Raw genomic sequence first — 20,967 nt, forward strand, 5'->3', positions numbered from 1 at the left:
AGCTTGAAAGTCTTTGTTTGAAGGCGTTTCAAGCTGTTTGTTCTTGATAACCCTTGCCCGGCAAAGCCCGTGGCCACACGGGGTTGTCGCTGTACGCATTACTACTGCTTGCTTAGCATCGTTGTTATGAGCACCACACATTTCGGATTCCAGTCGGTGGACGAGCGCGAGAAGGCCAGCCGCGTGCGCGGCGTGTTCGACTCGGTCGCTTCGCGCTACGACGTCATGAACGACCTGATGTCGGGTGGTCTGCACCGTGTCTGGAAGGCCTATACGGTGATGGTGGCCAACCTCAAGGAAGGCGATAAGGCACTGGACATCGCGGGTGGCACCGGCGATCTGGCCCTGGCCTTCGCCAAGAAGGTCGGCTCCACCGGCCAGGTGGTGCACACCGATATCAATGAGGCCATGCTGCGCGTGGGCCGCGACCGCCTGATCGACAAGGGCGTGATCCTGCCCACCATGGTCTGCGATGCCGAGGCCCTGCCGTTTCCCGACAACCATTTCGATCTGGTCAGCGTGGCCTTCGGCCTGCGCAACATGACCCACAAGGATGTGGCGCTCAAGGAAATGAACCGTGTCCTGCGCCCCGGCGGCAAGCTGCTGGTGCTGGAGTTCTCCAAGGTGGCCAAGCCCCTGGAGAAAGCCTACGACTGGTACTCCTTCAAGATTCTTCCGGCCATGGGCAAGCTCGTGGCGGGCGATGACGCCAGCTACCGCTATCTGGCCGAGTCCATCCGCATGCACCCCGGCCAGGAGGATCTCAAGCGCCTGATGCAGGAATGCGGCTTCGGCCATGTGGACTATCACAACATGACGGGCGGCATTGCGGCCCTGCATGTGGGAATCAAGTGCTGAGCGCGTGAGGCGTTCGGTGAGGTGACGGCAACACGATTATTCGAGGAGATGACATGAAAAAGCTATGGTCTATGGTCTTGGTCGCGATGCTGGTGGTGGTCCACGGCACGGCCGACGCCAAGCGCATGGGCGGTGGCGGATCGGTGGGCAAGCAGTCGAGCAATGTGACGCAGCGTGAAGCTACGCGCGCGCCGGCGCAGAACACGCCGCCGCAGAACGCCGCCACACAGAACGCTGCGGGCAAGCCTGCCACGCCGCCTGCGGCCGCTCCGGCCAAGAAGCCCTGGGGCGCCATGCTCGGCGGCCTGGCCGCCGGCCTGGGTCTGGCATGGCTGGCCCACTCGCTGGGTCTGGGCGCCGCCTTCGGCCAGTTCCTGCTGATCGCCCTGCTGGCCCTGGTCATCATGGTCGTGGTGGGCATGGTCATGCGCTCGCGCCGTGCAGCGGCCGGCGCGCAGCAGGCATCGTCCAGCCCCTTCGCCTTCCAGAACGCGGCCCCTGCGGGCGCGGGCAACATGGGTGGCAACGTGGAAAGCGCACCGCTGGCACGCCAGTACAACCCCGAGAAGGTCGGCAACGACGCCTCGGCCCGTCCCTGGGAGCAGAACCACCAGCCGGCCGCCCTGGCCTCGGGTTCCGGCGTGCAGATCGGCTCTGCCCTGGCAGGCTCGCAGAACTGGGGTGTGCCTGAAGGCTTCGATACCGAAGGCTTCCTGACGGCTGCCAAGCGCAACTTCGTCACGCTGCAATCGGCATGGGACCGCTCGGACATCGCTTCGCTGCGCGCCATGATGACCGACGAGATGCTGACCGAGATCCGTGGCCAGCTCAGCGAGCGCGAGGTGCAGCGCCCTGGCCAGCCCAACCAGACCGACGTGGTCATGATCGATGCCCAGTTGCTGGGCATCGAGGATCTGGGCAATGACTACATGGCCAGCGTGGAATTCTCCGGAATGATCCGCGAGGACGCCTCGGCAGGCCCCACGCCCTTCCGCGAGGTCTGGAACATGACCAAGCCCAAGAGCGGCAGCAGCGGCTGGCTGGTCGCCGGCGTCCAGGCACTGCAGTAATTTGCAGAGGACCGGCGCAAGCCAGGGATGCGACAGGGGGTCACGCCATGGGCTGGCCACTTGTCTCGACCGGATTTGCGTCGGCCGCATCCTCTCACTTCGGGAATAATCGGGGACTATGGCAACACAGTCCCCTTTTTCTTTTCTGAACGGTCTCATGGAACGCGTGATGGCCGGTCCGCAACCGCCGCAATGGCTGGTCAGCGAGGTGCATCAGCGCCTCGTGCTGTTCCTCAACCATGTGCTGATGCAGGAGAAAGAGGCGATGGAGCGCCTCGTGCGGCAAAAGGGCCGCGTGGCGCGCGTGCAGTGGCGCGGCTACTCCATGGCCTTGCAGATCACGCCCGCCGGCCTGTTCAACGTGGCGCCCGAAGGCGCGCAGCCCGACCTGCTGCTTGAAGTCACCGAGACCTCCCCGCTGGCCCTGGCCCAGGTGGCCCTGCGCGGCGACAAGCCCTCCATCCGCATCGAGGGCGACGTGCAACTGGCCGCCGACATCAACTGGCTGGTGGACCACGTCGAATGGGACGTGGAGGAAGACCTGGCCCGCATCATCGGCGATGCGCCCGCGCACACCGTGGCCAAGGTCGCGCGCAGCGCTGCCCAGGCACTGCGCCAGTTCGTAGGCGCCCGCATGGCCGGCAAGCCCGATGCCGATGCCCCCGATGCCCCCGAGGCCGCACGTGCGGCAGCGCCCGCCAGCGCGCCCGTTGGTTCCCCCGTGGTATCCCTGCCCGGTTTCGAGAACGACAAGCCATGAGCCGGTTTCTTCGCGGGCTGACCATCCTCTGGGTGGTGTTCCGCTACGGACTCGACGAGCTGGTGCTGTCGAGCTTCGAGCATCCCTGGATGCGCCGCGCACGCGCGGTGCTCACGCTCGGCCGGCGGCTGGACAAGCCGCGCGGCCAGCGCCTGCGCGAGGCCCTGGAGGAGCTGGGGCCCATCTTCGTGAAATTTGGCCAGGTGCTGTCCACGCGCAGCGACCTGATGCCGCCCGACGTGGCCGAGGAGCTGGCCCGGTTGCAGGACCGCGTGCCGCCCTTCGATTCGCAGATTGCGGTGGACACCATCGAGCGCGCCTTCCGCAAGAAGCTGGACCAGATCTTCGTGAGCTTCGAGCGCGAGCCGGTGGCCAGTGCCTCCATCGCCCAGGTGCACTTTGCCGTGATCAGCGACCGCAACGGCGTGCAGCGCGACGTGGCCGTCAAGGTGCTGCGTCCGGGCATGAAGACCGTGATCGACAAGGACCTGGCGCTGATGCACATGATGGCGCGCTGGGTCGAGCGCCTGTCGGCCGACGGCAAGCGCCTCAAGCCCCGCCAGGTCGTGGCCGAGTTCGACAACTACCTGCACGACGAGCTGGACCTGATCCGCGAAGCCTCCAACGCCGCGCAGCTGCGCCGCAACATGGAAGGGCTGGACCTGGTGCTGATCCCCGAGGTGTACTGGGATTTCTGCCGCAACGACGTGATGGTCATGCAGCGCATGACCGGCGTGCCCATCAGCCAGGTCGAGCGCCTGCGCGAAGCCGGCGTGGACATCCCCAAGCTGGCACGCGACGGCGTGACCATCTTCTTCACCCAGGTCTTTCGCGATGGCTTCTTTCACGCCGACATGCACCCGGGCAACATCATGGTCAGCCTGGAGCCCGAGACCTTCGGGCGCTATATCTCGCTGGACTTCGGCATCGTCGGCACGCTGACCGAGTACGACAAGGAATACCTGGCGCAGAACTTCACGGCGTTCTTCCGCCGTGACTACAAGCGCGTGGCCGAGCTGCACATCGAAAGCGGCTGGGTGCCGCCGAGCACGCGCGTGGACGAGCTGGAGGCCGCCATCCGCGCCGTCTGCGAGCCGTACTTCGACCGTCCGCTGGCCGAGATTTCGCTGGGCATGGTGCTGATGCGCCTGTTCCAGACCTCGCGCCGCTTTCAAGTCGAGATCCAGCCGCAACTGGTGCTGCTGCAAAAGACGCTGCTCAACATCGAAGGCCTGGGGCGCCAGCTGGACCCCAATCTGGACCTGTGGAGCACGGCCAAGCCCTTCCTCGAAAAATGGATGCTGGACCAGATGGGCCCGCAACGGCTGTGGCGCGAGCTGCTGGCCGAGGCGCCGCGCTATGCCAAGCTCATTCCCGAGCTGCCGCGCCTGATCCATCGCCGGCTCACGCGCAACTCCGGCGAGCACGACGAACTGCTCAAGGAGCTGCTGCAGCAGCAAAAGCTCACCAACCGCCTGTTGCAGGCCATCGTCAGCGCCGGCATCGGCTTTGTCATCGCGCTGATCCTGCTGCAACTGGTGGTGCGGCTGCGCTGGTACTGAGAACACTGACGGGTTTCCGGACCTCTCCCTTTTCCCACTTTGAAACAGGAGTGCCAGCGTGCTGCTCTCTATGGTGATCGCCTACCTGTTCGTGACCATCGCCATCGGCCTGTGGGCGGCCAGGCGGGTCAAGAACACGGCCGACTTCGCAATTGCCGGGCGCCATCTGCCCATGTACATGATCATCACCACCACGTTTGCCACGTGGTTCGGCTCGGAGATCGTGCTCGGCGTGCCCGCCAAGTTCATCGAGGGCGGCCTGCGCGGCGTGGTCGAAGACCCGTTCGGCGCTGGCATGTGCCTGATCCTGGTGGGCCTGTTCTTCGCGGGCAAGCTCTACCGCATGACGCTGCTGACCATCAGCGACTACTACCGCCACCGCTATGGCCGGTCCATCGAGATCGTCTGCTCGCTGATCATCATGCTCAGCTACCTGGGCTGGGTCTCGGCCCAGGTCACGGCCCTGGGCCTGGTGTTCAACCTGCTGTCGGGCGGCACGGTCAGCATTCCCGTGGGCATGGCCATCGGCGTGGTGTCCATCCTGGCCTATACGCTGTTCGGCGGCATGTGGTCGGTGGCGGTGACGGACTTCCTGCAGATGATCATCCTGGTCGTCGGCCTGGTGGTGCTGGCCTGGTTTGCCAGCGACATGGCTGGCGGTGCCGGCAAGGTCATCGACCTGGCCGTGAGCCGCGATCTGTTCCAGTTCTGGCCCGAGCCCAGCTGGCATGAAATCCTCTTCTTCTTTGGCGCCGCCATCACCATGATGCTGGGCTCCATTCCCCAGCAGGACGTGTTCCAGCGCGTGATGTCGGCCCACAGCGAGAAGGCCGCCACGCGCGGCACCGTCATCGGTGGCTCGGCCTATATCTGCTTCGCCTTCGTACCCATGTTCCTCGTGGCCAGTGCGCTGATCATCATGCCGCAGGAGGCTGCGGAACTGCTCAAGCAGGACCCGCAGAAGGTGCTGCCCACCCTGGTCATGGACAAGATGCCCTTCGTCATGCAGGTGCTGTTCTTCGGCGCGCTGCTGTCGGCCATCAAGTCCTGTGCCTCGGCCACGTTGCTGGCGCCCAGCGTGACCTTTACCGAGAACATCTGGCGCCAGTTCCGCACCCAGGCCAGCGACCGGGAAATGCTGCTGGCCATGCGCATCAGCGTGCTCGTCTTCAGCATCTGCGTGCTGGCCTACTCGATCAAGATGGAAGGAACGCCCATCTATGAGCTGGTCTCCAGCGCCTACCAGGTGCCGCTGGTCGGCGCCTTCGTGCCCCTGGTCTTCGGGCTGTACTGGAAGCGCGCCACCACGCAGGGCGCCATTTGCGCCGTGGCACTGGGCATTGGCGTGTGGGTGGTCTTCATGGCCACGCCGGCTTTGCACGAGGCATTTCCGCAGCAATTGGCGGGCCTGCTGGCGGCTGTGACGGGGATGGTGGCCGGGTCACTGGCACCGCAGTGGCTGGCCAATCGCAGCGCAGACATTCTTGAATTCAGCCCCGAAAGGTAAGCGCAGCTGCCTCGTTATTTGCGAAAACAATTGATGACAATCATCAATAGTTATTAACTATATAGTCGGCGGCTGGGATTGTGGAGGTCCCGGAATGCTGACTTGGGTGGTGTGAAGCACAGGTCGTGACAGTACGGCGGACCTCCGAATAGCAAACGCTTGGGAGGAAGCACCGTCATGAAAACACTCAAACTGATTGCGAGGGCTCGCCGGCTGAAGCTGCGGCCTGTCGCTGGCGTCCGGTTCCGATGGAGTTGGCTTGGAGGCGCCTTGCTTGTGCCAGCCCTGTGCGGCCAGGTGGCAATGGCTGCGCCGAGGATCCCGGTCGCGCCGGTCATTGTCTGGAGCGAGGACTTCGAAAACCCGCAGACACCCCCCATCACCACGGAGGGGCGGGATCTGCTGGTCTACCAGGGCGCGGACCCTGCGGGGCAGATGTATACCGCCGACCCCCTGTACCGGATGAGCGCCAACCAGTGCAATGGCATAGTCACGTCCTTCAACCAGGATCCAACTTCGGCGACGATGAGTGCGGCCTGCGGTTCCCAAGGCAATTGGAACGCCCTGCAGCAGATGGCGGAGGTCGCAGGGCGCTATCAGGGCCAGAGTGCGGCGGATGCGGTCAAAAATCACGTCATGGCGATGCTTACAGCGAATGGGACCTTTCCTGCTGGCGCAATTGCCTTTCGCACCAAGGCCAATATTCCGCAAAGTTCCGGCAGCAGATTCCTCACGGCCCGTGCCGATGTGGTGGCGAACTTCTGCTCGTCAGGATTCGTCGCTCCGTTGCTGCGTTTTTCTCTTGTCAATGACGCTAATGCGGAACTGCCCATCTCCATGAACGCTGTCGATCCATGCGTGGATGGTGTGTCGTTCAATACGATGCCTATCGGTATTGGGATCATACAAACGGCCAGGGCCCAGACAGTGACCTCTCCCGGAGCCCTGCTCTTCAGCGGAGCCTCTGTCGGGTTTGTTCTGCACAACGACCAGACCAGCTCCATGGGCAACGATTCGTCGATCGACAACGCGCAGATCATCGATGTCACGCCGCAGCTGGACAAGGCCTTCTCGCCTGCCAGCATCCACCTCGGCCAGGTCTCCCGGCTGACCATGACCATCACCAATACGACCGATCTGCTGCGCAAGCGAGGCTGGTCGTTTACCGACAACCTGCCTGCAGGACTGGTCGTCGAGGGCAATGCCAGCACCACCTGCCCCGGCACGACCGTGCAGGCGGCAGCAGGCGGCAGCACCGTGACCGTGTCCAACGGAGACCTGGCCCAGGGCGCCGCCTTCTGCGAGGTGAGCCTCGACGTGCGTCCGACCGCGACAGGCAGCTTCACCAACGGTCCTTCCAACCTCAGTCTTATTGGCCTGAACCAGCCGGCCACACTGGCTGTGCTGGCGGTTGCGCCAGCGGCCGACATGCAGGCCACCAGCGTCGATCTTCCGCCGTCCATGACGGTGGGGGCACCGGTATCCGGCAGCTTCAGCTGCACCAATGCGGGACCCAGCCCTGCGGCGGCAGCATCGTGCACCATTTCAGGTCTGCCGGCAGGCGCTTCCGTGTCCTGCACTCCCGCTGTTCCTACAGGATCGCCGCTGGCCGCAGGCGACAGCATCGCCTGCACGGTAGGCTTCACGCCTGCTGTCACGGGCGCCATCATGGCACTGGTGACGGCCGGCAGTGCAACGACAGATCTGGTGCCGAGCAACAATGCGATGTCCTTCCCCTACAACCCAGGGGAGTCGGCGGACATGAGGGCCACGGAGCTGACCCTGCCGGCCTCCATGGCGGTGGGCACGCCGGCATCCGGCAGCTTCAGCTGCACCAACGCGGGGCCCAGCCCTGCGGCGGCAGCCTCGTGCGCCATTTCAGGCCTGCCGGCAGGCGCTTCCGTGTCCTGCACTCCCGCTGTACCTACAGGATCGCCGCTGGCCTCGGGCGCCCGCATCGACTGCACGGTGGGCTTCACGCCCACAGCGGGCGGGGCATTCACGGCCCTGGTCTCCGCCAGCAGCGGCACGCCGGACCCGGTGCCTGCCAACAACACCATCTTGCGCCCCTACAGCCCCGGGGAGCGTGCCGACATGCAGGCCACCTCCATCACGCTTCCCCTGACCATGACGGTGGGCGTGCCGGTGTCCGGCAGTTTCAGCTGCACCAATGCCGGCCCCAGTGCGGCGACGGCGGCCTCGTGCGTGATCTCCGGCCTGCCAGCCGGGGCGACCACGTCCTGCACGCCCAGCGTCCCCACGGCCTCGCCATTGGCATCGGGCGGCAGCATCGCCTGCACAGCGCAGTTCACGCCCACCACAACGGGCACCATAGCGGCCTTGGTGACGGCGAGCAGCAGCACCGTGGATCCGGTGCCGGCCAACAACACCAAGGCCCACCCCTTCAACCCCGTGGAGCGGGCCGATATGCAGGCCACCAGCGTCACGCTACCGGCCACCGCCAACGTGGGTGTTCCCGTGAAGGGATCGTTCGTCTGCACGAACGCCGGCCCCAATGCGGCAGCCTTTGCCAATTGCTCCATCGCAGGGCTGCCGGCAGGTGCCAGCACCTCATGCACGCCTGCGGTGCCGACAGGCGCGCCGCTGGCCTCGGGTGCCAGCATTTCCTGCACGGTGAGCTTCACGCCCACCACGCAGGGCAGCCTGACAGCCACCGTGACGGCGGTCAGTGGAACCACGGACCCGGAGCCGGCCAACAATTCGCGTGACCAGGAGTTGGTGGTTGCTGCCGCATTGACGCCGGAGCCGGTCCCCGCCACCGGGGTGCCTGCCCTGGTGCTGATGGGTCTTGCCGTCATGCTGGCCGGTATGGGGATGCAGCGGCGCCGGGCACGGCGCTGAACATGGACGCGGCAGGCGCCCCGGCAGCGGGGCCCGCACCGCCCTGATGGAATGCCAGTCCGCGCGACTGGCATTTTGCATTTCGGGCCATCAGGTACCGACTGATGCATGCGGCCTGCGGCTCTCCGGCCTGGGCCTTTGGGGGCAAGGCAGCCGCAGTATCGGGCGGATGCCTATAATCGAAAGTTTTGCATCTTCTCTCGTATAAGCATTAGCGCCATGCCTATTTATGCATACAAGTGTGGCTCCTGCGGTCATGCCAAGGACGTGCTGCGGAAAATCTCGGATGCTCCGCTGACGACCTGCCCGGCCTGTGGTGCCGAGGCCTTTTCCAAGCAGCTGACGGCTGCCGGCTTCCAGCTCAAGGGCTCGGGCTGGTACGCGACCGACTTCAAGAACAGCGGCAGCAAGAGCGCCGCCACGCCGGCTCCAGCGGCCGGCACCCCGGCCTCGGATACATCTGCCGCACCTGCGGCAACTGCGCCTGCTGCGGCCCCCGCATCTGCTCCCGCACCCTCCACGGGCCATTAATCAAGGCTTGCATTTCTCATGTCCGCTCTGCGCAAATGGCTGTTCGCCGGCCTGCTGGTGATTGTTCCTCTGGTGATCACGCTGGGCGTGCTCAACTGGATCATCGGCACGCTGGACCAGACGCTGGCCATCCTGCCCGAGGCCTGGCATCCGGACCGGCTGCTGGGTTTCCACATTCCCGGCTTCGGCGTGGTGCTCACGCTGCTGATCCTGCTGGTGGTTGGCGCTGCGGCCAGCAACTTCATCGGCCGCAAGCTTGTCTCCTGGGGCGATGCGGTGGTCAGCCGCATTCCCGTGGTGCGCTCCATCTATTCCAGCGTCAAGCAGGTGTCCGACACCGTGTTCTCGGACAGTGGCAATGCGTTTCGCACCGCCGTGCTGGTGCAGTGGCCGCGCGAAGGCGTCTGGACCGTGGCCTTCGTCACCGGCTCGCCCAGCGGAGAGGTCGCCGCCTATCTGCGTGACGAATACCTGAGCGTCTTCGTGCCGACAACGCCGAATCCGACGGGCGGCTATTTCGTCATCGTTCGCAAGAGCGATTGCATCGAGCTGGAAATGAGCGTGGATGCCGCGCTCAAGTACATTGTTTCGATGGGCGTGGTGACTCCTCCGGATCTCACACTGCCCGCGGAATCCAAATAACAAACTGTCGCGCCCATCCCGGGCGCAGGAAGCTTTTCATCATGGCCATGCGCTCCCATTACTGCGGTCTAGTGACCGAAGCCCTGATGGGCGAAACCGTTACCCTGTGCGGCTGGGTGAACCGTCGCCGCGACCATGGCGGCGTGATCTTCATCGACCTGCGCGACCGCGAAGGCTATGTGCAGGTGGTCTGCGACCCCGACCGTGCCGAGATGTTCAAGACTGCCGAAGGCCTGCGCAACGAGTTCTGCGTGCAGGTCAAGGGCCTGGTGCGCGCACGTCCCGAAGGCACGACCAACGACAAGCTCAAGAGCGGCCAGATCGAAGTGCTGTGCCACGAGCTGAACGTGCTCAACGCCTCGGTCACGCCTCCGTTCCAGCTGGACGACGAGAACCTGTCCGAGACCGTGCGCCTGACCAACCGCGTGCTGGACCTGCGCCGCCCCTACATGCAGCGCAACATGATGCTGCGCTACCGCACGGCCATCCAGGTGCGCAACTTCCTGGACAAGGAAGGCTTCATCGACATCGAAACGCCCATGCTGGGCAAGAGCACGCCCGAAGGCGCGCGCGACTACCTGGTGCCCAGCCGCGTGCACGATGGCGAGTTCTTCGCCCTGCCGCAGTCGCCCCAGCTGTACAAGCAGATGCTGATGGTGGCCGGCTACGACCGCTACTACCAGATCACCAAGTGCTTCCGCGACGAAGACCTGCGCGCCGACCGCCAGCCCGAGTTCACGCAGATCGACTGCGAGACCTCGTTCCTGGGCGAAGAGGAAATCCGCGCCATCTTCCAGCGCATGATCACCGAGGTCTTCAAGACCCAGCTGGACGTGGATCTGGGCGAGTTCCCGATGATGACGTACCAGGATGCGGCCTTCCGCTTCGGCTCGGACAAGCCTGACCTGCGCGTCAAGCTCGAGTTCACCGAACTGACCGAAGTCATGAAGGACGTGGACTTCAAGGTGTTCTCCACCCCCGCCACGACCAAGGGCGGCCGCGTGGTCGCGCTGCGCGTGCCCGGCGGCTCGCAGATCTCGCGCGGCGAGATCGACCAGTACACCGAATTCGTCAAGATCTACGGCGCCAAGGGCCTGGCCTGGATCAAGGTCAACGAAGTGGCCAAGGGCCGCGATGGCCTGCAGTCTCCCATCGTCAAGAACCTGCATGACGCGGCCATTGCCGAGATCCTCAAGCGCACGGGCGCACAGGACGGCGACCTCATCTTCTTCGGCGCAGACAAGGAAAAGATCGTCAACGACTCCATCGGCGCGCTGCGCCTGAAGGTGGGTCACAGCGAATTCGGCAAGGCCAACGGCCTGTTCGAGAACCGCTGGGCGCCGCTGTGGGTGGTGGACTTCCCCATGTTCGAGCACGACGAGGAAAACGACCGCTGGGCGGCCGTGCACCATCCCTTCACCTCGCCCAAGGACGGCCACGAGGAGCTCATGGTCACCGACCCGGCCAATTGCCTGGCCAAGGCCTACGACATGGTCCTGAACGGCTGGGAGCTGGGCGGCGGCTCGGTGCGTATCCACCGCGCCGACGTGCAGAGCAAGGTGTTTGACGCGCTCAAGATCTCGCCCGAAGACGCCCGCGCCAAGTTCGGCTACCTGCTGGACGCGCTGCAGTACGGCGCGCCCCCGCACGGTGGCCTGGCCTTCGGCCTGGACCGCCTGATCACGCTGATGACGGGTGCCGACTCCATCCGTGACGTGATCGCCTTCCCCAAGACCCAGCGTGCCCAGGACCTGCTGACCCAGGCGCCTTCGCCCGTGGACGAAAAGCAGCTGCGCGAGCTGCACATCCGCCTGCGCAACCCGCTGGCGGCCACCCAGGGCTGAGGACCGGGCCTGGCGGCTTGATACGGACGGCAGAAGCTGGCACAGCTTCTGCCGTTTTTCTTTTTGCGGAGAGCTTTCATGCGTTTTCAAGGCATTGCATCGGTGGCGCTGGCTGTGCTGGCAGGGCTGGGCCTGTCCGGCTGCGGGGAAAAGAAGACCGAGCTGGGGCAGGGTGGCTCGGAGATCACCGGCTCCGCCGGGCCCCTGGGCGCGAACAATGGCTCGCGCGAACTCGTGCGCTGCGATGCGCCCGTGGCCACGCTGGCCCTGGCCGAGAATCCCAACGGCTACGTCATGGGGTCGGGCTACCAGTTGCCCGCCTCGCCCGTGCCGCTGATCAAGCTGCTGGCCCAGCAAAGCGGGTGCTTTCGTGTGGTGGACCGGGGCGCGGGCCTGCGCGGCACGGTGCAGGAGCAGGACCTGAAGAACGCCGGCGTGCTGCGAGAGAACTCCACGGTGCGCAAGGGCCGTGGCTATGAGGCGCAATACACGCTGACGCCCAGCCTGACCTTCAGCGAGCAGGACGCGGGCCGGGGCCTGGCCGGCGTGGTTGCCATGATTCCGGTGCTGCGGGACATCGCGGGGCTGGTCGGCATGGTCGAGCAGGTCAAGTTCAAGGAGGCGCAGACCGCTCTGCTGCTGTCGGACAACGAAACCACCGAGCAGGTGGCCGCTGCCACGGGCGCCGCCCGCACCACCGATCTGGGCGTGGGCGGCATGGTGCTGGGCCGCCTGGGCGCGGCGGGCGCGGGCTGGAGCAATACCAACGAGGGCAAGGTCATCGCCGCCGCCTTTCTGGATGCGCACAACCAGCTCGTGCATCAGGTGCGCGCGCTGCAGACCAAGGATCTGCCGCCTTCCGTGGCGACCAAAGCGGTCCAGGGCAAGGGCTGATGCCTGCCATGCCAGGCTACAAGATCCCTGAATCGGTGCTGGTCGTCATCTACCGCGATGACGGGCAGGTGCTGCTGATGCGCCGCACGGCACCGGCGCCTGAGGGCGGGGAGTTCTGGCAGTCGGTGACGGGCAGCAAGGACCATGAAGACGAGTCCTGGCGCGAGACCGCAGTGCGCGAGGTGCGGGAAGAAACCGGCATCGACCCCGAGGCGCCCGGCTGCCTGCTGCAGGACTGGGCGCTGGAGAACATCTACACCATCTACCCGGCCTGGCAGCACCGCTATGCGCCCGGTGTATGGCACAACCGCGAGAGGGTTTTCGGCCTGCGGATTCCGTCCTACACCCCTGTGTTCTTGAATCCGAGGGAACATACCGCATCTGCTTGGCATCATTGGCATGACGCTGCCGAGCGCTGCTACTCCCCGTCCAATGCGGAAGCCATCCTGATGCTGCCGCGATTCGCTTCACTGGAGCTGGACTGATCCCGATCCCTGTGTTCCTGACCGCCTATGACTGACAACGTGAAATCCTCCCACGAGGTGGACCCCGGCCCGTCCATACTGCGCGTCGCGACCTACAACATCCACAAGGGCGTGCAAGGCATGGGTCCCGTGCGCCGCCTGGAGATCCACAACCTGGGACACGCTGTGGAGCAGCTCGATGCCGACATCGTCTGCCTGCAGGAAGTGCGCAAGATGAACCACAAGGAGGCCGCCTACTTCGAGCGCTGGCCCCAGGTCTCGCAGGCGGAGTATCTGGCTCCCCTGGGCTACGAGGCTGTCTACCGCACCAATGCCTACACGCGCCATGGCGAGCATGGCAACGCGCTGCTCACCCGCTGGCCCGTGGTGGGCCACCAGCACGAAGACATCTCCGACCACCGCTTCGAGCAGCGGGGCCTGCTGCATGTGGAGGTGGAAGTGCAGAACCGGCGCGTGCACACCATCGTGGTGCACCTGGGCCTGATTCCTGGCAGCCGCGTGCGCCAGGTCTCCCAGCTCAAGCGCTTCATCGAGCGCGAGGTGCCGCCTGGCGCCCCCGTGGTGGTGGCGGGCGACTTCAACGACTGGGGTGGCCAGATCAAGCGCATGCTCGGCGGTTTCGGCCTGTACGAATACGACGAATTGCCCAGCGTGCCCACCTATCCCTCGCGCCTGCCGCTGGCCCAGCTGGACCACGTCTACGTGCGCGGCCTCACCCCGCTGGGCCTGCATGTGCCCAAGGGACGCATCTGGTGGCGCATGTCCGACCATCTGCCGCTGATTGCCGAATTCCGCCTCTAGCCCCGGGTTCTGTCACACAAGCCATTCTTTTGCTATTGAAATGATAGCTTTCAGCGCGGGCAGAACCTGCGTTTGGGTGGAAAATCCCTTGCGTGCCATGCCGCGGGTTTCGCTGTTACCATGCCAGCCATGTTCAGAGAACTCGTCGACATGAAACAAGACAGCCAGGCCGAGGGCACCCCCGTCTCGGTCAAGATCCGCGAACGGTTGAAGCAGGCGCAAAAGCGCTTTCATGCGAACGACAACATCTCCGAATTCATCGAGCCCGGTGAACTCGAGCAGCTGCTCGACGAAGTCCAGGACAAGATGCAGGGCGTGCTCGACAGCATGGTCATCGACACCACGCACGACCACAACACGCGCGCCACGGCGCGCCGCGTGGCCAAGATGTATGTCAACGAGGTGTTCCGCGGCCGCTATGTGGCGCAGCCCGCCATCACCGAGTTCCCCAACGCCGAGCACCTCAACGAGCTGATGATCGTCGGCCCGATCACGGTGCGCAGCGCCTGCAGCCACCATCTGTGCCCGGTGATCGGCAAGATCTGGATCGGCGTGCTGCCCAACAAGAACACCAATGTCATCGGCCTGTCCAAGTACGCGCGGCTGGTGGACTGGATCATGGGCCGCCCCCAGATCCAGGAAGAGGCCATCATCCAGCTGGCCGACCTGATCCTCGACAAGACCCGCCCTGACGGCCTGGCCGTGGTCATGGAGGCTTCGCACTTCTGCATGTCCTGGCGCGGCGTGCGCGAGATGGACAGCAAGATGCTGAACTCCGTCATGCGCGGCGCCTTCCTCACCAATCCTGAACTGCGCCGCGAGTTCCTCTCGCTGGTGTCTAGCCGCAGGTAACTCCCCGGGGTGGCGTCCCCGGACGCCTCAGACAAGACCCCAGGCTGCGCAGTGCGCGGCCTTTTTTCTTTCCCGCGCCACGCCCCGCTTTCCCCCGGACCTGACCATGTCGCTGCAAGCCTTTGCCCTGATCATCATTGCCGGCCTCATCCATGCCGGCTGGAACATCGTGGCCAAGAAGGCGGGCGGCGACTCGCGCTTCGCCTTCTTCACCTCGGTCATCATGATGGTGATCTGGGCGCCGCTGGGCTGGTGGGTGGGGCGCGATGTGGTGCCCACATGGGGCCGCAACGAATGGCTGGTGGTGCTGGCCAGCGGCCTGCTGCACGTGGCCTACTACGTGACCTTGCTGCGCGGCTACCGCAGCGCGGACCTCACCGTGGTCTATCCGCTGGCGCGCGGCTCTGGGCCGCTGCTGTCGTCCATGGTGGCGGTGGTCTTCCTGGGGGAGCAGATTTCCTCGCTGGGCGCGCTGGGCATTGCCGGCGTGGTGGTTGGCGTGTTCCTGATCGCGGGCGGGCCCGGCCTGCTGCGCGCACGCCATGACCCCGAAGCGCGCGAGCGGCTGCGGCTGGGCCTGTGGTACGGCCTGCTGACGGGCGCCTTCATCGCCAGCTACACCGTGGTGGACGGCTACGGCGTGAAGATGCTGCTGATGTCGCCCATCCTCATCGACTACATGGGCAACTTCGTGCGCGTGTTTCTGCTCGCTCCCGTGGTGCTGCGCGACCTGCCCACTGCGCGCAGCCTGTGGCGCACGCAGTGGCGCTTCGCGGCCCTGGTGGCGCTGATCAGCCCCATCGCCTATGTGCTGGTGCTCTACGCCATGCAGGATGCACCCATGTCGCACGTGGCGCCTGCGCGCGAAGTCTCCATGCTGTTCGCGGCGCTGATCGGCGGGCACATGCTGCGCGAAGGCGACCGCCTGGCGCGCATTGCAGGCGCGGTGTGCATTGCCGTCGGCGTGACGGCGCTGGGCCTGGGCTGAGCGCCATGGCGGAAATGCGGGTGCTGGGCTGCGATTTCAGCAGCCGGCCTACGGCGCGCAAGCCCATCACCATGGCCCTGGGCCACCTGCTGGCTGGTGGCACGGTGGTCCTGCAGGATTTGCTGGAGTTCGCCTCGCTGGACGCATGGGCTGCCTGGCTGGCCCGGCCCGCCGATGCGGCGCAGTCGGGGCAGTCGGCCTGGGTGGGCGGATTCGACCTGCCTTTTGGCCTGCCGCGCGAACTGGTGGAGCAACTGGGCTGGCCCACGGACTGGGCGGCCTGCATGGATCACTACGCCGGCCTCACGCGCCAGAGCCTGCGCGAGCAGTTCAAGGCCTTTTGCGCGGCGCGGCCCGCGGGCGGCAAGTTCGCGCACCGCGCCACGGACGGGCCTGCCGGTGCCAGCCCTTCCATGAAATGGGTGAACCCGCCCGTGGCCTACATGCTGCATGCCGGGCTGCCCTTGCTGCGCGCGGCCGGCGTGCATCTGCCGGGCCTGCAACGGCCGGGCGAAGGCGATGCGCGCCGCGTGGCGCTGGAAGCCTACCCGGGCATGCTGGCGCGCGCCGTGATCGGCCGCCTCAGCTACAAAAGCGACGAACCCGCACGGCAAACGCCCGAACGCCATCAGGCGCGCGTGCAATTGCTGGCGGCGCTGGAGCGTGGCGACAACCCGCTGGCGCTGCGCCTGCGTATCGACGCCGAAGAAATCCGCAACCAGTTGCTGGCAGACGGCAGCGGAGACCGGCTGGACGCCGTGATCTGCATGCTGCAGGCCGCCTGGGCGGTGGCCCGCCATGCGCAGGGCGATGCGCTCTACGGGCTGCCGCATGACCTGGACCCGCTGGAAGGCTGGATCGTCACGGCGCAAGCCTGACCCAAGCCGCGCTGGAACATGCGATGAATCGAAAAGAGAGAAGCGATGCCGACCTTTGAAACCCTGCTGGCCTTTTTTGGCGTGGCCGTGCTGCTGGGCCTGAGCCCGGGGCCTGACAACCTGTTCGTGCTCATGCAATCGGCCCAGCGTGGCTGGCGCGTGGGACTGTGCGTGGTGCTGGGCCTGTGCCTGGGGCTGGTGGTGCATACGGCGGCGGTTGCGTTGGGCCTGGCGGCGCTGGTGGCTGCATCGCCCCTGCTGTTCACCGCCATCAAGCTGTGCGGCGCGGCCTATCTGGCCTGGCTGGCCTGGGGCGCGCTGCGCGCCGTGGCCCGGCCGGGCGAGATGCCGCAGGCCGGCGCAGCCGACCCGCTGACCCCCGCACGGGCGCTGCGCTGGGTGGGGCGTGGCGTGGTGATGAACCTCACCAATCCCAAGGTGCTGATCTTCTTCCTGGCCTTTCTGCCGCAGTTCGCGGACCCCGCGCGCGGCAGCGTGGCCACCCAGGTGATGGTGCTGGGCTGCGTGTTCATGCTGGCGGCGCTGCTGGTGTTCGGCGCCATCGCCTGCTGTTCGGGCTGGTTCGGCGTGCTGCTTCAGCGCTCCGTGCGTGCGCAGAACTGGCTCAACCGCGTGGCCGGGCTGGTGTTCCTGGGCATGGCGGTGCGGCTGGCGCTGGTGCAGCGCTAGGGCCTGTTCACACTAATGCGGGGCCGTGGCACAGTCCCTCCATGCTTTTTCGCTCACGCCCCTTGGCGCCATGAGCAGCGGCGTCCTCATCAAACCCATGCCACAGACCACGGCCCACACCATTGCCATTGCCCAGGTCCTGCAGATCGTGCAGGGCGTGCAGCGCAATGGCATGGATGTGCCAGCCATCCTGCGCCGTGCCGGCATCGCGCCGGCCCTGCTGGATGCGCCGCTGTCGCGCGTCACCCAGGCGCAGTACGCGGCGCTGATCCGCGTGCTGCGCCGCGTCTGCCGCGACGAGCTGTGGGGCCTGTGCCGCCATCCGCTGCCCGTGGGCAGTTTTGCCCAGGCCTGCCGCAGCATGCTGCCCTGCCGCACGCTGGGCGAGGCATTGCAGGCCGGGCTGCGTTTCTACCGCCTGGTGCTGCGCGACTTCGCTCCCCGGCTGCAGGTGGTGGATGGCGTGGCCCGCATCGCCATGGTGTCGCTGCGCGAGCGTGATGCGCCGCTGGCCTATGCCGAGCGTTCCTTTTGCTTTCTGGGCTATGGCGTCATGTCCTGGCTGGTGTCGCGCAGGATTGAGTTGACGGGCGTGTGCGCGCCGGCCGGAGCCAGCATGCCGTATGGCACGGAGGCGCAGCGCCTGTTCCTGGCGCCGCTGCAGCGTGACCGCGACTTCACGGGGCTGGAGTTCGATGCGCGCTGGCTGGAGCTGCCCGTGGTGCAGACCCCGGAGAGCCTGGCCGAATTCCTGGACCAGGCGGCCATGGGCCTGGTGATCCGCTACCGCGACCGCACGCGCCTGGGCGAGCGCATCCGCCGCCTGCTGCGCCGCGATCTGGCGGGGGAGCTGCCTTCGCTGGAGCAGGTGGGCGCCGCGCTGTCCATGACACCGCAGACGCTGCGCCGCCGCCTGCGCGACGAAGGCCTGGGCTTCCAATCCCTCAAGGACGACCTGCGCCGCGACGCCGCCATCGAATTGCTGAACCGCCCGGATCTGACCCTGGCCGACATCGCGGCCCGCGTGGGGTTTGCGGAGGCCAGCACCTTTCACCGCGCCTTCAAGGGCTGGACCGGCCTGCCGCCGGGCGCCTACCGGCAGGCCCAGCATCGCGGCCGCTGATCTTTTTTGCCAATCATTTTGAGACGATCGGCGATTGGTGGCTGAAGGCCCGGTGGCCACACTGTCCATGGACCCTGCCACTGCGGCAGGGCACACCGCCCCGCCAACGAGGGCGGAGCACCGAAGGACAAGGAGACAAGCCATGGAATCGAGCCGACGCGGCTGCCTGCGGGCGGCGCTGGCATGCGCCGCCAGCGCCTCACTGGGCGCCGCCCTGGGAACGGCATCGCCGATCGCCTTTGCACAGCCGGCAGGCGGTGCCTATCCGTCCAAGCCGCTGCGCATGGTGATTCCCTATCCGGCGGGTGGCGGCACGGACATCATCGGCCGCATCATTGCCCAGCAACTGAGCCAGGCCTGGGGCCAGCCCGTGGTGGTGGAGAACCGGCCGGGCTCCAGCGGCATCATCGGCGGCGATGTGGTGGCCAAGTCGGCGCCCGATGGCTATACGCTGCTGCTGGGGATCACGGCCATGATCCAGGCGCCTGCGCTGTACGCCAGGATGCCTTATGACGTGCTCAAGGACTTTGCCCCCGTATCGCAGGTGGCCCTGTCCTCGGACCTGTTCGTGGTGCCGCGCGACGTGCCGGCCACGACGCTGCAGGAGTTCATCGCCCTGGTCAAGGCCCATCCGGGCAAGTACAGCAACGGCAACTACGGCAACGGCACCTCCTCGCACATGCATGGCGAACTGCTGCGTGCCAGGGCCGGGCTGGATCTGGCGCTGATTCCCTACAAGGGCGCAGCGCCGCTGGTCAACGATGTGCTGGGCGGGCAGCTGTCGTCGGGCTTCATCGACGTGTCCTCGGCCAATGCGCACCTGAAGTCCGACAAGATCCGCATCCTGGCCATCACCGGCATGCAGCGCCATCCGGCGCTGCCCGAGGTCCCCACCTTTGCCGAACTGGGGCTGGCGGGCTTCGAGGCCAATGGCTGGTTTGCCACCTTCGTGGCGGCGGGAACGCCCCGGCCCATCGTGGACAAGCTCTCGGCCGAGGTGCGGCGCATCGTGGCCTCGCCCGAACTCAGCGGCCGCCTGGCGGCCATGGGGCTGCGCCCGGTGGGCGGCACGCCCGAGGAGCTGTCAGCGGCCATGGCGCGCGACCTGCCGCGCTGGGCGCGCATCGTCAAGGATGCGGGAATCAGGCTGGAGTAGCCGGCGCTGCCCGTGCCTGCGCGCCGTCTTCGCTGACGCCAGTGCCCTGGCCCGGCGGCAGGGGCTGTGGCCAGGCAGGCTGCGGCGGCCGCAGCTGCTCCAGCACACGGCTGAGCCGCAGCACGCCCAGGTCGTCAAAGCGGCGGCCCGCGATCTGCACGCCGATGGGCAGCTGCCCGTCATGCCCGCAGGGCACGGACGCGGCGGGCTGCTCGGACATGTTGTAGGGCACGGTGAAGGCAATGTGCTCCAGCGGTCGCAGCGGGTCGTTGGTGGGGCTGGGCAGGTGGGCCGGGAAAGCCGTGATGGGCGCCACGGGCGACAGCACATAGTCGAAGGCCGCCGTGGCACGCACCGTGGCCACGCGCAGCAGGTGCGATTGCTGGCTGGCCACGAACAGCTGGGTGGCGGTGATGGACCCGGCACTGTCGGCCCAGTCGCGGATGAAGGGCAGGACCACGCGGCGCTGGGCGTCCGGCAGCGACTGCATTTCCACATGCGAGCGCATGCGCCAGAAATGGTCGAGGCCGTCGAGCATGTCGCGGGTAAGCCAGGGCTGGATGATCTCGATATGGGCGCCGGCCGATTCCAGCCAGGCAGCAGCCTGCTCCACCACGGCACGCACGCGGGGCTGCAGGGGCAGGCCGCAGCCGGCATCCAGCAGCAGGCCTATGCGCAGGCCGCGCACCTGGGCGGGGTCCATGTCGAAGCCGCTCCAGGCAATGTCCTGGTGCGGCAGGCCCATGCTGTCGCGCGCATCGGGCAGGGACAGCGCCTGCATCATCAGCGCGGCATCGGCCACGCTGCGCGTCATGGGGCCGGCGCAGCGGCCGGTATAGGGCGGGTCTATGGGCACGCGGCCCAGGCTGGGCTTGAGGCCGAAGATGCCGCACCAGCCTGCGGGCAGACGGATGGAGCCGCCAATGTCCGTGCCCACATGCAGCGGCCCGTAGCCGGCCGCCGCAGCGGCGCCCGCGCCTGCGCTGGAGCCGCCCGGCGTCTTGTCCGGATCCCAGGGGTTGAAGGTGTTGCCGTGCAGCGAGGACAGGCCCGAGGACAGCATGCCGTAGTCGGGCATGGTGGTCTTGGCGAAGAGGATGGCGCCCGCTTCGCGCAGGCGCGCAGCGGGCGGTGCGTCCAGCGGGGCGGCGACCTGCGGCATGGCGGCCGTGCCCACGGGCGTGGGATCGCCGCGCGTGGCGATGTTGTCCTTGACCGTGGCGGGGACGCCGTCAAGCAGGCCTGCCGGCTCGCCGCGCAGCCAGCGGGCCTCGCTGGCGCGTGCCTGGGCCAGTGCGGCCTCGGGGCGCAGCAGGTAGGTGGCGCCCAGGGCCGGCTCCCAGCGCTGCACATGGGCCAGCAGGTCTTGTATGACCTCGACGGGCGAGAGGCTGCGCTCCCGGTAGGCGCGCAGCAGCGCATGGGCGGGTAGGTCGTGCAGAGCCTGTGTCGTTCCAGTCATCG

General features: G+C 66.5%; 19 protein-coding genes. 18 read left to right on the forward strand and 1 reads right to left on the reverse strand.

Going from position 1 to position 20,967, the window contains the following annotated elements; genetic code table 11:
* Positions 1 to 126 precede the first annotated feature (126 nt).
* From ubiE to BW39_RS25700, 18 genes are all read left to right on the forward strand, one after another.
* Positions 127 to 858 carry a bifunctional demethylmenaquinone methyltransferase/2-methoxy-6-polyprenyl-1,4-benzoquinol methylase UbiE gene (gene ubiE, locus BW39_RS25615; RefSeq protein ID WP_043824952.1) on the forward strand — a complete coding sequence of 244 codons (732 nt, stop codon included), beginning with the start codon at positions 127 to 129 and terminating at the stop codon, positions 856 to 858.
* A 53-nt stretch (positions 859 to 911) separates the two neighbouring features.
* Complete coding sequence (locus BW39_RS25620; RefSeq protein ID WP_043824956.1) at positions 912 to 1,928, forward strand: Tim44 domain-containing protein; 1,017 nt, start codon at positions 912 to 914, stop codon at positions 1,926 to 1,928.
* 118 nt (positions 1,929 to 2,046) lie between these two features.
* Entirely contained in the window at positions 2,047 to 2,688 is a 642-nt protein-coding gene (locus BW39_RS25625) for a ubiquinone biosynthesis accessory factor UbiJ (RefSeq protein WP_043824959.1), read from the forward strand.
* Entirely contained in the window at positions 2,685 to 4,250 is a 1,566-nt protein-coding gene (gene ubiB, locus BW39_RS25630; protein WP_013800840.1) for a ubiquinone biosynthesis regulatory protein kinase UbiB, read from the forward strand. Before BW39_RS25625 ends, ubiB begins: the two co-directional genes overlap by 4 nt.
* A 58-nt stretch (positions 4,251 to 4,308) precedes the next feature.
* Positions 4,309 to 5,757, forward strand: a complete 1,449-nt coding sequence (locus BW39_RS25635; protein ID WP_013800841.1) for a sodium:solute symporter family protein — start codon at positions 4,309 to 4,311, stop codon at positions 5,755 to 5,757.
* 177 nt (positions 5,758 to 5,934) lie between these two features.
* Positions 5,935 to 8,619, forward strand: a complete 2,685-nt coding sequence (locus tag BW39_RS30660; RefSeq protein WP_235264286.1) for a DUF11 domain-containing protein — start codon at positions 5,935 to 5,937, stop codon at positions 8,617 to 8,619.
* A gap of 219 nt (positions 8,620 to 8,838) precedes the next feature.
* Positions 8,839 to 9,150: an FmdB family zinc ribbon protein gene (locus tag BW39_RS30665; protein WP_043824961.1), complete on the forward strand. Its 312-nt coding sequence runs from the start codon at positions 8,839 to 8,841 to the stop codon at positions 9,148 to 9,150.
* Between the two features lie 18 nt (positions 9,151 to 9,168).
* A complete protein-coding gene (locus BW39_RS25650; RefSeq protein ID WP_012207252.1) occupies positions 9,169 to 9,792 on the forward strand; it encodes a DUF502 domain-containing protein in 624 nt (207 codons plus the stop codon).
* A gap of 41 nt (positions 9,793 to 9,833) precedes the next feature.
* Positions 9,834 to 11,636 carry an aspartate--tRNA ligase gene (gene aspS, locus BW39_RS25655; RefSeq protein WP_043824963.1) on the forward strand — a complete coding sequence of 601 codons (1,803 nt, stop codon included), beginning with the start codon at positions 9,834 to 9,836 and terminating at the stop codon, positions 11,634 to 11,636.
* Positions 11,637 to 11,714: 78 nt separating this feature from the next.
* Entirely contained in the window at positions 11,715 to 12,530 is an 816-nt protein-coding gene (locus BW39_RS25660) for a curli production assembly/transport component CsgG (protein ID WP_043824965.1), read from the forward strand.
* Positions 12,531 to 12,538: 8 nt separating this feature from the next.
* The gene (gene nudB, locus BW39_RS25665) at positions 12,539 to 13,015 is read left to right on the forward strand and encodes a dihydroneopterin triphosphate diphosphatase (RefSeq protein ID WP_043825103.1); all 477 of its coding nucleotides are present in this window, start codon (positions 12,539 to 12,541) and stop codon (positions 13,013 to 13,015) included.
* Positions 13,016 to 13,042: 27 nt separating this feature from the next.
* Positions 13,043 to 13,816 (forward strand): endonuclease/exonuclease/phosphatase family protein, encoded by a 774-nt coding sequence (locus BW39_RS25670; protein WP_012207248.1) that lies wholly within the window; start codon positions 13,043 to 13,045, stop codon positions 13,814 to 13,816.
* A 129-nt stretch (positions 13,817 to 13,945) separates the two neighbouring features.
* The gene (gene folE / locus BW39_RS25675; RefSeq protein ID WP_052155430.1) at positions 13,946 to 14,668 is read left to right on the forward strand and encodes a GTP cyclohydrolase I; all 723 of its coding nucleotides are present in this window, start codon (positions 13,946 to 13,948) and stop codon (positions 14,666 to 14,668) included.
* A gap of 106 nt (positions 14,669 to 14,774) precedes the next feature.
* Entirely contained in the window at positions 14,775 to 15,656 is an 882-nt protein-coding gene (locus BW39_RS25680; protein WP_043782810.1) for an EamA family transporter, read from the forward strand.
* 14 nt (positions 15,657 to 15,670) lie between these two features.
* The gene (locus tag BW39_RS25685; RefSeq protein ID WP_043825104.1) at positions 15,671 to 16,534 is read left to right on the forward strand and encodes a DUF429 domain-containing protein; all 864 of its coding nucleotides are present in this window, start codon (positions 15,671 to 15,673) and stop codon (positions 16,532 to 16,534) included.
* Between the two features lie 45 nt (positions 16,535 to 16,579).
* Positions 16,580 to 17,224 (forward strand): LysE family translocator, encoded by a 645-nt coding sequence (locus BW39_RS25690; RefSeq protein ID WP_043824968.1) that lies wholly within the window; start codon positions 16,580 to 16,582, stop codon positions 17,222 to 17,224.
* 97 nt (positions 17,225 to 17,321) lie between these two features.
* Entirely contained in the window at positions 17,322 to 18,347 is a 1,026-nt protein-coding gene (locus BW39_RS25695; protein WP_096913901.1) for an AraC family transcriptional regulator, read from the forward strand.
* A gap of 142 nt (positions 18,348 to 18,489) precedes the next feature.
* A complete protein-coding gene (locus BW39_RS25700; protein WP_043824971.1) occupies positions 18,490 to 19,503 on the forward strand; it encodes a Bug family tripartite tricarboxylate transporter substrate binding protein in 1,014 nt (337 codons plus the stop codon).
* On the opposite strand, the gene BW39_RS25705 is transcribed toward BW39_RS25700, so the two are convergent.
* Positions 19,490 to 20,965 carry an amidase gene (locus BW39_RS25705; protein WP_043824972.1) on the reverse strand — a complete coding sequence of 492 codons (1,476 nt, stop codon included), beginning with the start codon at positions 20,963 to 20,965 and terminating at the stop codon, positions 19,490 to 19,492. The genes BW39_RS25700 and BW39_RS25705 overlap by 14 nt on opposite strands.
* Positions 20,966 to 20,967 lie beyond the last annotated feature (2 nt).

The organism is Delftia sp. RIT313, from assembly GCF_000632165.1.
GTDB classification, from domain to species: Bacteria; Pseudomonadota; Gammaproteobacteria; order Burkholderiales; family Burkholderiaceae_C; genus Comamonas; species Comamonas acidovorans.